The 14,104-nt window shown below is 71.8% G+C and carries 12 protein-coding genes; 9 read left to right on the top strand and 3 right to left on the bottom strand.

What is annotated here, in order from left to right:
- Positions 1–47 precede the first annotated feature (47 nt).
- The 5 genes from acs (at position 48) to rlmB (ending at position 6,610) form a co-directional block, all read left to right on the top strand.
- Positions 48–2,039 carry an acetate--CoA ligase gene (gene acs / locus JSY14_RS11455; protein WP_259559228.1) on the top strand — a complete coding sequence of 664 codons (1,992 nt, stop codon included), beginning with the start codon at positions 48–50 and terminating at the stop codon, positions 2,037–2,039.
- 166 nt (positions 2,040–2,205) lie between these two features.
- On the top strand, positions 2,206–3,402 hold the full coding sequence (locus tag JSY14_RS11460; RefSeq protein WP_259559231.1) for a LacI family DNA-binding transcriptional regulator: 1,197 nt from the start codon (positions 2,206–2,208) through the stop codon (positions 3,400–3,402).
- Between the two features lie 49 nt (positions 3,403–3,451).
- Positions 3,452–4,006, top strand: a complete 555-nt coding sequence (locus JSY14_RS11465) for a phage holin family protein (RefSeq protein WP_259559234.1) — start codon at positions 3,452–3,454, stop codon at positions 4,004–4,006.
- A gap of 124 nt (positions 4,007–4,130) precedes the next feature.
- Complete coding sequence (gene cysS / locus JSY14_RS11470) at positions 4,131–5,576, top strand: cysteine--tRNA ligase (RefSeq protein WP_259559235.1); 1,446 nt, start codon at positions 4,131–4,133, stop codon at positions 5,574–5,576.
- A gap of 68 nt (positions 5,577–5,644) precedes the next feature.
- Positions 5,645–6,610, top strand: a complete 966-nt coding sequence (gene rlmB / locus JSY14_RS11475; protein ID WP_259559237.1) for a 23S rRNA (guanosine(2251)-2'-O)-methyltransferase RlmB — start codon at positions 5,645–5,647, stop codon at positions 6,608–6,610.
- Positions 6,611–6,694: 84 nt separating this feature from the next.
- Here the strand turns inward: rlmB and JSY14_RS11480 are convergent, their stop codons facing one another.
- Positions 6,695–7,936, bottom strand: coding sequence for a DUF4032 domain-containing protein (locus JSY14_RS11480; protein WP_259559238.1), 1,242 nt, complete (start codon positions 7,934–7,936; stop codon positions 6,695–6,697).
- Between the two features lie 104 nt (positions 7,937–8,040).
- Positions 8,041–9,126 (bottom strand): ABC transporter ATP-binding protein, encoded by a 1,086-nt coding sequence (locus tag JSY14_RS11485; RefSeq protein ID WP_259559676.1) that lies wholly within the window; start codon positions 9,124–9,126, stop codon positions 8,041–8,043.
- A 183-nt stretch (positions 9,127–9,309) separates the two neighbouring features.
- Between JSY14_RS11485 and JSY14_RS11490 the strand changes: the two genes are divergently transcribed.
- Together JSY14_RS11490 and JSY14_RS11495 are read left to right on the top strand one after the other, a co-directional pair.
- Entirely contained in the window at positions 9,310–9,990 is a 681-nt protein-coding gene (locus tag JSY14_RS11490; RefSeq protein ID WP_259559239.1) for a peptide deformylase, read from the top strand.
- A gap of 142 nt (positions 9,991–10,132) precedes the next feature.
- On the top strand, positions 10,133–10,828 hold the full coding sequence (locus JSY14_RS11495) for a hypothetical protein (protein ID WP_259559240.1): 696 nt from the start codon (positions 10,133–10,135) through the stop codon (positions 10,826–10,828).
- A gap of 155 nt (positions 10,829–10,983) precedes the next feature.
- On the opposite strand, the gene JSY14_RS11500 is transcribed toward JSY14_RS11495, so the two are convergent.
- Positions 10,984–11,493, bottom strand: coding sequence for an inorganic diphosphatase (locus tag JSY14_RS11500; protein WP_259559241.1), 510 nt, complete (start codon positions 11,491–11,493; stop codon positions 10,984–10,986).
- A 95-nt stretch (positions 11,494–11,588) separates the two neighbouring features.
- Here JSY14_RS11500 and dacB point away from each other — a divergent pair, with 95 nt between their 5' ends.
- Complete coding sequence (gene dacB, locus JSY14_RS11505; RefSeq protein WP_259559243.1) at positions 11,589–12,980, top strand: D-alanyl-D-alanine carboxypeptidase/D-alanyl-D-alanine endopeptidase; 1,392 nt, start codon at positions 11,589–11,591, stop codon at positions 12,978–12,980.
- Positions 12,980–14,101 carry a tRNA lysidine(34) synthetase TilS gene (gene tilS / locus JSY14_RS11510; RefSeq protein WP_259559244.1) on the top strand — a complete coding sequence of 374 codons (1,122 nt, stop codon included), beginning with the start codon at positions 12,980–12,982 and terminating at the stop codon, positions 14,099–14,101. The genes dacB and tilS overlap by 1 nt, the downstream gene beginning before the upstream one ends.
- Positions 14,102–14,104: the final 3 nt, after the last annotated feature.

Here is a 14,104-nt window from a genome sequence, read left to right on the forward strand (position 1 = left end):
CGGTGATCAGCACCACATATCGTGACTCGCACCATCCAGGAGACCTGATGCCTGCTGCGTCGGATCGCGATCCCTCGACGGGGATCGACCCGCTGTCGTCCGAGACGCGCACCTTCCCGCCGAGCTCCGACTTCGTCGAGCACGCGGTGGCCCGCCCCTGGCTGTATGAGGAGGCCGCCCGCGACCGGCTCGCCTTCTGGCGGGCCCGCGCCGAGGTCCTCAGCTGGGCCACTCCGTTCACCGAGGTGCTCGACTGGTCGGAGGCCCCCTTCGCGAAGTGGTTCGCCGACGGAGAGCTCAATGCCGCGTACAACGCCGTGGATCGGCATGTGGAGGCCGGGCATGGGGACCAGGTCGCCCTGCTCGCGGAGTACGAGGACGGCTCCGACGCCTCCTACACCTACGCCCAGGTGAAGGACGAGATCTCCCGTCTGGCCAACGTCCTGACCGACCTGGGTGTGAGCACCGGCGATCGCGTCGCCATCTACATGCCGATGATCCCCGAGGCCGTCTTCGCGATGCTCGCCTGCGCCCGTATCGGCGCCCCGCATTCGGTGGTCTTCGGCGGCTTCTCCGCCGACGCCCTGCGCTCCCGGATCGAGGACGCCGAGGCGAAGGCCGTCATCACCGCCGACGGCCAGTTCCGCCGCGGCAGGGCCCTGCCCTTGAAACCGGCCGTCGACGAAGCCCTCGCCACCGGCGCACCCAGCGTCCAGAAGGTGCTGGTGGTGCGCCGCACCGGCGGGGACGTCGCGTGGACCGAGGGCCGGGACGTGTGGTGGCACGAGGCCCGGGAGAGCGCCTCCACCGAGCATCAGCCGGTGCCGGTCCCGGCCGAGCATCCCCTGTTCATCCTGTACACCTCCGGCACCACCGGGAAGCCGAAGGGCATCGTCCACAGCACCGGCGGATACCTCACCCAGGCGGCCTACACCCATCGGGTGGTGTTCGACCTCAAGCCCGCCGCCGACGTCTACTGGTGTACCGCCGACGTCGGCTGGATCACCGGCCACTCGTATGTGGTCTACGGGCCGATGGTCAACCGCACCACCCAGGTGATCTACGAGGGCACCCCCGACACCCCGCACCAGGGCCGCTGGTGGGAGATCATCGAGAAGTACGGCGTCACCCAGTTCTACTCCTCGCCCACCGCGATCCGCACCGCCATGAAGTGGGGCGAGGACATCCCCGGGAAGTACGACCTGTCCTCCCTGCGGCTGCTGGGCAGCGTGGGGGAGTCGATCAACCCCGAGGCCTGGATGTGGTACCGCCGCGTCATCGGCGGGGACCGCTGCCCGATCGTCGACACCTGGTGGCAGACCGAGACCGGCGCCATCATGATCTCGCCCCTGCCGGGCATCACCTCCACCAAACCCGGGTCCGCACAGGTGCCACTGCCCGGCATCAGCGCCGAGGTGCTCAACGACACCGGGGAACCCGTGGGCGACGGCGAGGGAGGTTACCTGGCCCTCACCGAGCCGTGGCCGTCGATGCTGCGCGGCATCTGGGGTGACCCACAGCGCTACCGCGACACGTACTGGTCGCGATTCCCGGGGCGGTATTTCGCCGGGGACGGCGCGCGCAAGGACGAGGACGGTGACATCTGGCTGCTCGGCCGCGTCGACGATGTCATGAACGTGTCCGGTCACCGTCTGTCCACCACGGAGATCGAATCCGCTCTCGTGAGCCACGAGTGGGTGGCGGAGGCGGCGGTCGTCGGCGCCAGCGATGAGACCACCGGCCAGGCCGTCGTGGCCTTCGTCATCCTCCGCAGCGGCACCGAGCAGGCCGTCGAGGAGGCCGGGGGCGAGGAGGGGGCGATCGAAGTGCTCCGCCAGCACGTGGGCCGGGAGATCGGCCCCATCGCCAAGCCGAAGCGGATCCTCCTGGTGACGGAACTGCCGAAGACCCGTTCCGGCAAGATCATGCGCCGCCTGCTGCGGGACGTCGCCGAGAACCGCGAGGTCGGTGACACCCAGACACTGGCCGACTCCTCGGTGATGGACCTCATCCAGCAGGGCATGACCGGCAGGCGCTGACCGGGCGGGGGAGCCGGTCGCCGAGAGGCGGCTGAGCGCTTCACGGTGGCCGGACGCCCGTCGCGCACCGGCGATGCGCTCGCCCGTCCGGCCGCACGGCCCGGTCCCGGGACTCCGGGACCGGGCCGACGTCTCTCCACTGCGTGTGATGCGGTTCAATGGAGGTATGAGCAACGGAGCGAGCAGCAGCGGCGGCGAGCGCATCGACCCCACTGCCGACACCACCCACGGCCCGGCCCCCGACGCGGGGGAGACCGGACAGATCATCGAGCAGGGCGACGAGGTCGAGAAGTCGCTGGCGGCCGAGAGCGGGCCGGCCCGCGGCACCCTGCGTGATGTCGCCGACAGTCTCGGGATCTCCAGCGCCGTGGCGCTGCGTGCGCTGCGTGGGGCAGAGGACATCCGCCCCAAGCTCCGCGAGCGGGTCGAGGAGGCCGCCGACCGGTTGGGTTTCCCCCGCGACGAGGTCGTCAGCGAGGGTGACCACCGCGGTGTCGTCGCGGTGCTCGTGAACACCATGCGCAACACCTGGATCTCCGACCTGGTGCGCGCCATCCGGATCGAGCTGACCGCCACCGGTCGCTCCGCCGTCGTGGTCCCCACCCGGCGCCGCGTCCCGGAGTACCCGGTCGCCGCCGACACCGAGGCCATCGAGTCGTTGGTGAACCTCGGTGTCGACGGTTTCCTCATGATCTCCGACCTCGCCGACATGGACAGTGTGCTGGAGGCGACCAAGGGCCGCCCCTTCGTCGGCATCGGCTGTTCCCGTGAGTACGCGGGGCGGATCGACACCGTGCGCATCGACGACGAGATCGGCCAGGGCCTGCTGGTCGACCATCTGGTGTCCCTCGGGCATCGTGACATCGCGCACGTCGGCGGCGTGGGCGCGGCCGTGAGCCGGGAGCGCGCCGACGCCTTCCGTGCTGCCATGGAACGCCACGGTCTGGCCGACCGCGCCCGTGTGGAGCCCGGCGACTTCACCGAGCAGGTGGGGCACACCGCCGGGTCGATGCTGCTGCGCGGGAGTGTCATCCCCACCGCGGTGATCTGCACCAACGATGTCTCCGCCCTGGGTGTGCTGGCGGCCGCCCGCGAGGCCTCCTTCGACGTGCCCAGCCAGCTGGCGGTGGCCGGGTACGGCAACACCTCTCTCGGGTCCACCGGGGTGGTGGAGCTGACCAGCGTCGATCCCAATTCCGACCGTCTGGGCGCCCTGGCCGCGCAGTTCCTCGTCGATCGCGTCGGCGGTGACGACTCGCCGGCGCGGGACGTCGCGATCGCGCCGAGCCTGGTGGTGCGGCGTTCCACCTCCGCCGGTCCCCGTGCGGAGGCACCGCGCCGCAAGCGCATCAGCATCGAGTGACGTCCCGGTCACTCCCCCACCCTGCACCTTCTCCGATAGGCTCCGCCTCATGATCAACACCACGAACGACCCGAGCACGCCGCGCACGCAGCGGTCCATCGGTGAGCTCGTCCAGTCCGTCCGCGACGAGTTCCTCGGCGTCGTCCACCACGAGATCGCCATCGCCAAGAAGGAGATCACCGGGATCGCGATCAAGGCCGGGATCACCGCGGCCCTCGCAGCGGTGCTCCTGTTCCTGCTGCTGTCCGCCTGGGTGATGCTGCTGTTCGCGGCCGCCACCGGCCTGCAGGCCCTGGGGCTGCCCGCGTGGGCGTCGTTCCTGATCGTGGCCGGGGTGTTCGTCGTCCTCGGCCTGATCGCCGGGGCCGTCGCCTTCGTGATCTTCAAGAAGATCACCGCCCCCACCACCACCATCGAGACCGCCCAGGGTGCGGTGCAGGCCGTGAAGGGTCAGCGCCGCCGCAACGCCGTCTCGTACGACGACACCTTCGATGAGCTGTACGGCGCGTCGGTGCCCGCCACCACGCCGGAGCGCCCGCAGGCCCCGGTGCCGTCCCCGCGCACCCCGCACACCGACGGCTCCGTGGCGGTCCCCTCCTCCTGATCACCGCGCGCACCGGGCCCACCCGGTCTGTGTGCCCGTCCCGAGCCCCCGACGGCCGGTCCGCTTCCCGCGGGCCGGCCGTCGTCACGTCCCCGGCGGGTCACACCCCCGGTAGTCTGGGGCGGTGACCCTGCGCCTGCATGATTCCGCCTCCCGCACCCTGCGCGACCTCACGCCCGTGCGTGGGGGCGAGGTGTCCCTGTACGTGTGCGGCCCCACCACCCAGGGTGGCCCGCACCTGGGTCACCTGCGCACGCTCCTCGCCTTCGACGTGCTGGCCAGGTGGATCGAGCGCAGCGGACTGCGCCTGACGTACGTCCGCAACGTCACCGACATCGACGACAAGATCCTCGCCAAGGCCGCGGAGAACCACGCCGAATGGTGGGCCTGGTCGCTGCGCTTCGAACGCGAGTTCCACGATGTGATGGACGCCCTCGGCGCGCGCCGCCCGGACTACGAGCCCCGCGCCACCGGGCATGTGCCGGAGATGATCGCCTTCATGCAGCGGTTGATCGACCGCGGGCACGCCTACGCCGACGGCCGGGGCAATGTGTACTTCGCCGTGCAGAGCCTGCCGGAGTACGGCTCCTTCACCCGCCAGTCCCTGGAGGACATGCAGGACGCGGGCGAGGAGCCCGAACCCGGCAAACGGGATCCGCGGGACTTCGCTCTGTGGAAGGCCGCGAAACCGACTGAGCCGGCGAGCGCCGCCTGGGACACCCCCTTCGGCCGCGGCAGGCCCGGATGGCACCTCGAGTGCTCCGCCATGTCCCACAAGTACCTCGGGGAGACCTTCGACATCCACGCTGGCGGCCTTGACCTGCGCTTCCCGCACCACGAGAACGAGCAGGCGCAGTCCCACGCCGCCGGGTACGGCTTCGCCCAGCTGTGGATGCACTCGGGCGTCCTCACCGTCAACGGCCTGAAGATGGGCAAGAGCCTCGACAACTTCGTCACCGCGCAGCAGGCGCTCGCGGACCACCCCGCGCCCGTCGTGCGACTGGCCCTGGTGGGAGCCCACTACCGCGCCGTCGTCGAGTACAACGAGGAGTCCGTCCACGAGGCCGCCACCGTGTGGGAGCGCTTCGTCGGCACCGCTCGCCGCGCCGCTGAGGTGCTCGGCGGCCAGGGCGCCGCCGCGCCTGACGCCGACCTGCGGGCCGTCACCCTCCCGCAGGCGTTCTCCGAGGCGTTGGACGACGACCTGGGGGTGCCGCAGGCCCTCGCCCAGGTGCATCGCACCCAGGGGGAGCTGAACTCCGCCCTCGCCGCCGGTGCCTCACCGGAGCAGGTGGAGCCGCTGCTGGCGGCGCTGCGGGCGATGCTCGACGTGTTGGGGCTCGACCCTCTCGGCCCGCAGTGGGGTGGAGGGAGCGCAGGCGATGCCTCCGAGCATGCGGCACTGGATGCCCTGGTGCGGTCCCAGCTCCAGGCCCGCGCCGCGGCCCGCGCCGCCAAGGACTGGGCCCTCGCCGACCGCATCCGGGACGACCTCGCCGCCGCCGGGATCCGCGTCGAGGACAGCCGCGACGGCGCCCGCTGGAGCCTCGCCCCGCAGGCCCGGGCCTGACCGGCCCCGCCGACCGACACACCGCCTCACGCTCCCCGCTCCCGACCACCGTCCCCAGGAGGAACCTCATGGCAGGCAATTCGCAGCGCCGCGGCGCCATGCGCGGCGCGAAGAAGGGCGCCACCGTCGGGTCCGGCGGGGTGCGCCGCCGCGCCCTCGAGGGGAAGGGCCCGACGCCCCGTGCTGAGGACCGCCCCCACCACAAGGCGTACGCCGCCAAGCAGGCCCGCCAGGGCGGGGGCCGCGGGGGAGCACGGGGCCGAGATCACGCCCGCCGCCCCGGCAGCGACCAGGTCGCCGGACGCAACTCCGTGCTGGAGGCGCTGCGGGAGGACGTCCCCGCCACCCAGGTCACCGTGATGCACCGGATCGACGTCGACGAGCGGGTGCGGGAGATCCTGCGGCTGGCCGCGCAGCGCGCGCTGCCCGTCGCGGAGGTCACCCGTTCGGACCTCGACCGCATGACCGACAGCGCCGTGCACCAGGGCGTGGCCCTCACCGTGCCCCCGTACCAATACGCGGATGTCGCGGAGCTGCTGGGTATCGCCCGTGATGCCTTCCAGCCGCCGCTGCTGATCGCCCTCGACGGGATCACCGACCCCCGCAACCTCGGTGCGATCCTGCGCAGCGCCGGGGCGTTCGGCGCCCACGGGGTGATCCTCCCGGAGCGTCGCAGCGTGGGGATGACGGCCAGCGTGTGGAAGGTCGCCGCGGGGGCCGCCGGCCGGGTGCGCGTCGCCCAGGTGACGAACCTGCACCGCGCGCTCACCTCCCTGCAGCGCGAGGGCGTCATGGCGCTCGGGCTCGACGCGGGCGGGGATGTCTCCTCCCGGGACCTCGACCTCGGCAGCGAACCGGTGGTGCTGGTGATCGGTGCCGAGGGCAAGGGGCTGTCACGCCTGGTGCGCGAGACCTGCGACCGCATCGTCTCGATCCCCATGGACCAGGCCACCGAATCGCTGAACGCCTCCGTGGCCGCGGCCATCGCGCTGTACGAGATCAGTGGGGAGCGTGCCGCCGCGGGTCTCGCCTGATCCGGCGGGGTGTCGCTTCCGGTACCACCGGCCGTCACCTCCGGCGGGGATCCCCGCCGACAGGGCGGGCGCCGTCGGACCCGCTCAGTCCTCCATGATCGGCAGCGCCGAGGTCTCCGTCGTCACCAGAGACTTCTCATCGGGGCGGCGGGGGAGCACGGTGAGGATGTAGTCCTGCACGGCATCGTCGAAGGACACGTCGTGCCCGGCGCGTTCCGAGAGGAACCACTTGTGCTCCAGCACCTCGTGGAAGAACTCCGGTGGCTGCAGCTTCGCCCGCAGGGACCGCGGCACCGCCCGGACGACCGGTTCGTACCGCCGCTGCAGCCACTCGTGGGCCACGAACTCCTCGTCCTCCGCCTGCTGATCGGTGTACGCGCGGTACTGGTCGAGGTCGTTCAACAGCCGCCGTGCCTGGTTCTCCTGCGCCTCGATACCCGTCAGACGCATGAGCCTGCGCGCGTGGTGCCCGGCATCGACGACCTTCGGCTGGATCGACACCGTGGTGCCGTCGAGATCGGTGGTGATCTCCAGCTCGTCGACGTCGAACCCCAGCTGGTTGAGCTGCTCCACCCTGCCGGAGACCCGCCAGCCGCGCTCATCGGCCCCGAAGCTCTCTCGGGCGGTGAGAGCGGACCACAGCTCGCGGTAGCGGCGCACCAGGTGGTCCCCGATCTCGATCACGTCGGTGTCCTCGCCGATCAGGTCGCCGGCCTGCAGGTCCATCAGCTCCCCGATGATGTTCGTCCGCGCGAGGTCGAGGTCATAGTCGCGCTGTCCATCCGACAGTCGTTCCTCCAGCGTCCCGGTCTCCGCATCCACCAGGTAGGCGGCGAACGCGCCCGCGTCCCGGCGGAACAGGGTGTTCGAGAGCGACACGTCCCCCCAGTAGAAACCGACCAGGTGCAGGCGCACCAGCAGGACCGCGAGGGCGTCGAGCAACCGGCGCGCGGTGGCGGGGGTGGAGATCTGGGTGAACACCGCCCGGTACGGCAGGGAGAACTGCAGGTGCCGGGTGATGAGGATGGAGTCGAGCTCGTCCCCGGTCGCGGTCTCGCGGCCGGAGACGACGGCCGAGGGCTGGACCGCGGGCACACCCAGGCGGCCGAGCATCCGCAGCGTCTGATACTCGCGGTGGGCGAGTTCGCCGGAGATCTCCTTCAGCGCGAGGACCCTGCCGGAGATCCGCACGAAGCGCACGACGTGCCGGGAGATACCGCGGGGGAGGGCGGCGAGGAGCTCCTCGGGCCAGTCCTCGAGCGGGACGCTCCACGGCAGATCCAGCAGGGCCGGATCGACGCGGGACGCGGTGATCTCCAGAGGCATGGCTCCCATTCTGCTACGGACGACGGGGCGCCCGGCCATCGCCGGACGCCCCGTCGGGGAGGGACGCGGACAGCGGGGTGCCCGCCGCTGTCCGCAAGTCGGGATCAGTCGCCCAGGCGCTCACCCGTGGCGACATCGAACAGGTGCACGTGGTCCTGCTTCGGGCGGAAGTGCACCGTCTCGCCCTTCTGCGGAGGACGGCGGCCGTCCACGCGGGCGATGATCGGCTTGCTGGTCTCATCCGTGCCGGCGAGGCGACCGTAGACGTACGCGTCGGCACCGAGCTCCTCGACCACGTCGACCTCGACCGCGAGGCCCTGGCCGTCGGTGGTGATCTCGAGGTCCTCGGGGCGCACACCGACGGTGACGGCGTTCTCGCGGGTGTCGGACAGCGTGGTGCGATCCACCGGCACCAACCCACCGCCGAACTGCACGCCCTGGTCGGTCAGCGGCTGCTCGATGAGGTTCATCGCCGGGGAGCCGATGAAGCCCGCGACGAACACGTTGTTCGGACGGTCGTACATGCGACGCGGGGTGTCGATCTGCTGCAGCACGCCCTTGTTGAGCAGGGCCACACGGTCACCCATGGTCATGGCCTCGGTCTGATCGTGCGTCACGTAGACGGTGGTGACGCCCAGGCGGCGCTGCAGGGAGGCGATCTGCGTACGGGTCGAGACACGGAGCTTGGCGTCGAGGTTCGACAGCGGCTCATCCATCAGGAACACCTGCGGGGAGCGCACGATCGCACGGCCCATGGCAACACGCTGACGCTGACCGCCGGAGAGGGCCTTCGGCTTGCGGTCCAGGTACTGGGTGAGGTCGAGGATCTTCGCGGCCTCCTCCACGCGCTGGCGGATCTCCGCCTTCGGCACCCCGGCGATCTTCAGGGCGAAGCCCATGTTGTCGGCCACGGTCATGTGCGGGTACAGCGCGTAGTTCTGGAACACCATGGCGATGTCGCGGTCCTTCGGCGGGACGTCGGTGACGTCGCGATCGCCGATGAAGATGCGGCCGCCGTTGACCTCCTCGAGGCCGGCCAGCATGCGCAGGGAGGTGGTCTTGCCGCAGCCCGAGGGGCCCACCAGCACGAGGAACTCGCCGTCGGCGACCTCGATGTTCAGGCTGTCGACCGCCGGCCGCTCCTGGCCGGGGTAGATGCGCGTGGCGTTGTCAAAGGTGACCGTTGCCATGGTCGTGTTCTCCTTCACCGGCAGGTACGTGCCGGACGATCCGTTGTGAAGTGTCATGGTCACCGGGGCGCGGGCTCCGTCGTCCGCAGGTGCGACCGTCCAGGGTCCTCGCACCGGTGCGCACATCGTACCGGATGACCTGCGTGGTTCCGCGGGCCCGAGGGCCCGGGCGATACTGCCGCCATGGACCTCCTCGACCTCACCACCCGTGTGCTCGCGCGCCGGGAATCCCCGACCGATCCGCTGCGCATCGTCCAGGCGGGCCATCCGGCCCTCCGGGTCCGCTCCCGGGACTGGGACGGTCAGCTGCCCGCCGCTGTCCTCACGGAACTCGTCGAGGCGATGACGCTGACCATGCGCCATGCCCCCGGAGTCGGGCTCGCCGCCCCGCAGGTCGGCATCCCGCTGCGGTTGGTCGTGATGGAGGACAGGGTGCAGCCGGGGGAAGAGTCCGAGCATGACCCCCTCGAGCGCCGGGGCATGCCGCTGCGCTGCGTCCTGAACCCCGAGTACGAGGTGCTGGGAGACGAGCGCGTGTACTTCTGGGAGGGGTGCCTGTCCGTGGACGGGTGGATGTCCCTGGTGCCGCGCGGGCGCCGGGTGCGGATGCGTGCCCAGGAGCTTCGGGCGGACGGCACCATCATCCCCGCCGAGGAGGAGCTCACCGGCTGGTCGGCCCGGATCGTGCAGCACGAGACCGATCATCTGGCGGGAACCCTCTGCCACGACCGCTCGGTGCCGCGGTCCCTCGTGAGGGACCACTACACGAGCCGCTACGCGGATCTCACCGAGGCCGTGCGCTTCCTCGGTCTCGAGGGGGATGTGACGAGGCTGGATCCCGGTGAGGTGGTGCTGCGCCCCTGAGGACGTCCGCCGGGGGTGCCCCGGATACGGTGCGGCGCCCCTCCGGGGTGGTCTCCTGGGGTGACCGGCCGCGCGATCAGCGTCGAGGAAGGCGCCGACGGTAGCGTGGGCGCGTCCACGACTTCACGACGACGGAGGATGCATGAACCAGGACACCACCGGCCGCGACATCGAGAGCGTCGGCGATCAGAGCGTGCTGGACGCCCGCTGGATCAGCATGATCGACACCGCCCTGCGACTGCAGGCCCCGGCGGCCGAGAAGTACGTCGCGTCCCTGCGGGCGAAGAAGCCGGGCGCCTCGACCGAGGAGATGATGGAGGACGTCTCCAAGGTCTTCACCAATCTCCTGACCGCCACCGGTGCGGGGATCGGCGGCGCGGCCGCGCTCCCCGGCGTCGGGACAGTCACCGCCATCGGGCTGACCGTCGGCGCGGGCGTGGCCTTCGCCGAGGCCTGCGCGTTCCTGGCCCTCTCGGCCGCCGCCATCCACGGGGTCGACATGCGCGACAAGGAGGCCCGGCGCCTGGTGATGATGGGTGTGCTCGGAGGGGAGCGCGGAGCCGAGATCGTCACCAAGGCCCTCGGCAAGCAGGGCGTGCAGTGGGAGACCGTTCTGGCCGGTCAGCTGGGCGGGTCCATGCCGCCGTTCGTGCGCCAGCAGGTGACGCGCTACATCCGGCGCAAGCTGTTGCAGCGCACCACCGGGGTGTGGCTCGGTCGGCTCCTGCCCTTCGGTGTCGGTGCCGTTGTCGGGGGTGTCGGGAACCGGGCCATCGCCCGCTCGGTGGTGGAGGCGGTCGAGGAGATCTTCGCGCACGCGCCCGGCACGGGCCGCTGAGCGCGGTCGCGGGAGCGGCGGCGGGTCCGGTGCCGCGTCCACCGTGACGACGACGGGGCGGGTGGCCGATCGGCCACCCGCCCCGTCGTCAGTGCTCCGGGGTGGGAGCTGCGCGCCGGTGATCCCGGCGGGATCACCGGCGGAAGGTCACCGGGTCACTTGCGGGTGAACTCGTTCTCGTGCTCGGTGCCGATCGCACGCTCATAGGAGCGGCGGATCTCCGCCTCGGCATCGCTGCGGCCCTCCCAGTGGGCGCCCTCGACGCTCTTGCCGGGCTCCAGGTCCTTGTACACCTCGAAGAAGTGCTGGATCTCCAGACGGTGGAACTCGGAGACGTCGGTGAGCTCCTGGCGGCGCACCTGGCGCTGGTCGCCGACCGGCACGGCGATGATCTTGTCGTCGCCGCCGGACTCGTCACGCATGCGGAACATCCCCAGGGCGCGGCAGCGGATCAGGCATCCCGGGAACGTCGGCTCCTCCAGCAGGACCAGGCAGTCGAGCGGGTCGCCGTCCTCACCCAGGGTGCCCTCGATGAAGCCGTAGTCGTCCGGGTACCGCGTGGCGGTGAACAGCATCCGGTCGAGCCGGATGCGTCCGTTGTGGTGATCCACCTCGTACTTGTTGCGGTTCCCACGGGGGATCTCGATCGTGACGTCGAATTCCACGGTTGCTCCGTTGCTGTCTGGCCGATGGCCGGGTCGAATGACCGGTGCGCGGCATTCTATCGTGAGGGGCCTGGAGGCCGAACGAGGGGAGCCCTGTGCGCAGCAAGCGGATCTGGCGTGCGACGGCGATCGCGCTGGCCCTGGCGGTGCCCACCGCCTTCTACGCCGTGGGCGATGTCACGGACGCCTTCCCGGGGGTGCTCACCCTGGAACGGGAGCAGCAGGACCCGACGGGGCCGCCCGCCCAGGGGGAGGATGCCGAGCGAGTCGATGCTGCCCCCCTCGCGCCCCCGGCTCCCGGCGTGCCCGATCCGGCCGTGGGGGAGGACCTCGTACAGCGTCTCGACGCCCATGCCGCCGCCCCCGTGGTGCAGGGGCGGCTCGCCTACTCCGTGATCGACGTGGAGACCGGGGCCGTGCTCGCCCAGCGGGACGCCGCCACCGCTCGTACGCCCGCCTCCACGGTGAAGGTCCTGGTCGCGACCGCCGCCCTGCGCGAGCTCGGCCCGGACAGCACCCTGCCCACCCGCGCGGTGCTCTCCGGCGACACCCTCACCCTCGTCGGCGGCGGGGACGTGACCCTGGCCGCCGCGGATCTGGACCTCCTCGCCGAACGGACCGCACCGCTCGTGCGGGAGGCCGGCCTGGCACAGGTGCGACTGCAGGTGGATGACACCCTGTTCACCGGGAACGGGGTGAACCCGGCCTGGGGGGCCAACGGGCCGGCCGGCGGGTGGGTCGCCCCGGTCCACGCGCTTGCCGTCGACCTCGGCCGGCTCGATGCCGAACAGTACGGTCGCAAATCCTCCGACCCCGCCCTCGATGCCGGACGGGTCTTCGCCCGCAGCCTGCAGGGGCAGGGGGTGACGGTCACGGGGGACGTCGCCCGTGGCCGGGCCCCGCAAGAGGGACCGAGTGCGGAGATCAGCTCCGCACCGGTGCGCGATCTCGTGGCGCAGACGCTCAAACCGTCGGAGAACACCCTCTCGGAGGCCCTTGCGCGGCTCGTCGCGGTCGAACGCGGTCTGCCCGCCGATGCGGAGGGCTCCGCCCGCGCGGTGCAGGAGAGCGTCACCGAGTACGCCCGCCAGCAGGCGATCCCCACGGAGGGTCTGCGTCTCGTCGACGGCAGCGGCTTGGCTGTCACCAACGCCATCGCCCCGCAGACCCTTGCCGGGCTCCTCGCCGCCAGCGCCGGAGGGGAGGATCCGGCCCTGCGCGGCATGCTCTCCGCGCTACCGGTCGGGGGTCTGGACGGCACGCTGGCCGAACGCTTCGGAGACAGCGCCGTGCGCCCCGCCCGTGGGCTCGTCCACGGCAAGACCGGGTACCTCGGTGGAACGGCATCGCTCGCGGGGGTGACGACGCTGCCGAGCGGGCGGGCGGTGGCCTTCAGTGTGGTGGTGTACGGCTTCGACGGCTCCCGTGCCGCCGAGGCGCGCGCCGCGGTCGACGCGATCGCCGCGGAGATCGGGGAAGACGGCTGATGGCCGGCCCGCCCCGGGTCGTCGCCCGGGCCCGCACGGCGGTGCGCATCGCCCTCACCCGACGTCTCGAGACCCTCGCCGACGCCAGCGATCCCGCCCGCTGGCGCCCCGTCGTCCTGGTCGGGCTCAGCGGCGGCGCCGACTCCCTGGCCCTGCTCGCGACGACGGTGTGGGTGGCGGGCAGGCTCGGCCTGGCCACCGAGGCGGTGATCATCGATCACGGGCTGCAGGAGGGCTCGGAGCGGGTGGCCGAGCATGCCGCGATGCAGGCCGAACAGCTCGGCGCGGCCGCCGCGCACGTGCGCCGCGTCGCGGTGGAGGACGGCCCGGGCGGTCTGGAGAACGCCGCCCGGCAGGCCCGACACCGGGCCCTGGCCGAGGTCCGGGAGGACCGCGGGGCGCTCGCCGTACTGCTCGCCCACACCCTCGACGACCAGGCCGAACAGGTGCTCCTCGGTCTCGCCCGAGGCGGCGGCCCCCGGTCCATCGCCGCGATCTCCCCGGCGCGGGGCGTGACGCTGCGTCCCTTCCTCGGCACCGACGAGGACGAGTCCCTCGGACTGCGGCGCGCCGACACCGAGGAGATCTGCCGCCTGCACGACCTGGAGTGGTGGGACGACCCGATGAACGCCGACCCGCATCATCTGCGCGCGAGGGTGCGGCATGAAGTGTTGCCCGTGCTGCGGGAGGTGCTCGGGGATCAGGTCGAGGAGAACCTCGCCCGCGCCTCCGCGCTGGTCCGGGAGGACGCCGACCACCTCGATCGGGAGGCGCGAGAGCTGTCGGAGGGTTTGCGCCGGCCCGTCGACGGGCCCCACGATCTGCTCGCCCTCGATGTGCACGCCCTCGCGGCGGAACCGACCCCGATCCGCACGCGAATCCTGCGGGACGTGTCACGTCGGGCCGCCCGGGCCGCGGGCGGCGGCAGCGGGAAGTCCCTGCTGCGGCGCCACGTGCGGGAGGTCGATGCCCTGGTGCGCTCATGGCACGGTCAGGCCCCGGCGCCGCTCCCGGGTACGATCGAGGTCGCTCGTTGCGACGGGCTGCTCGTGTGGCGACGCGCCCCCGCGGGCACGGATCGTCGCGTAGGGCACCTCGAGGGAACCGACCAGAAGGAGTGACGG

It is taken from the genome of Brachybacterium sillae, from assembly GCF_025028335.1.
Taxonomy (GTDB): domain Bacteria; phylum Actinomycetota; class Actinomycetes; order Actinomycetales; family Dermabacteraceae; genus Brachybacterium; species Brachybacterium sillae.

Excerpts from the sequence above, each read along its gene's own strand:
- acs (WP_259559228.1), top strand. The coding sequence starts at position 48 with ATGCCTGCTGCGTCGGATCGCGATCCCTCGACGGGGATCGACCCGCTG.
- JSY14_RS11460 (WP_259559231.1), top strand. The coding sequence starts at position 2,206 with ATGAGCAACGGAGCGAGCAGCAGCGGCGGCGAGCGCATCGACCCCACT.
- JSY14_RS11465 (WP_259559234.1), top strand. The coding sequence starts at position 3,452 with ATGATCAACACCACGAACGACCCGAGCACGCCGCGCACGCAGCGGTCC.
- rlmB (WP_259559237.1), top strand. The coding sequence starts at position 5,645 with ATGGCAGGCAATTCGCAGCGCCGCGGCGCCATGCGCGGCGCGAAGAAG.
- JSY14_RS11480 (WP_259559238.1), bottom strand. The coding sequence starts at position 7,936 with ATGCCTCTGGAGATCACCGCGTCCCGCGTCGATCCGGCCCTGCTGGAT.
- JSY14_RS11485 (WP_259559676.1), bottom strand. The coding sequence starts at position 9,126 with ATGGCAACGGTCACCTTTGACAACGCCACGCGCATCTACCCCGGCCAG.
- JSY14_RS11490 (WP_259559239.1), top strand. The coding sequence starts at position 9,310 with ATGGACCTCCTCGACCTCACCACCCGTGTGCTCGCGCGCCGGGAATCC.
- JSY14_RS11495 (WP_259559240.1), top strand. The coding sequence starts at position 10,133 with ATGAACCAGGACACCACCGGCCGCGACATCGAGAGCGTCGGCGATCAG.
- tilS (WP_259559244.1), top strand. The coding sequence starts at position 12,980 with ATGGCCGGCCCGCCCCGGGTCGTCGCCCGGGCCCGCACGGCGGTGCGC.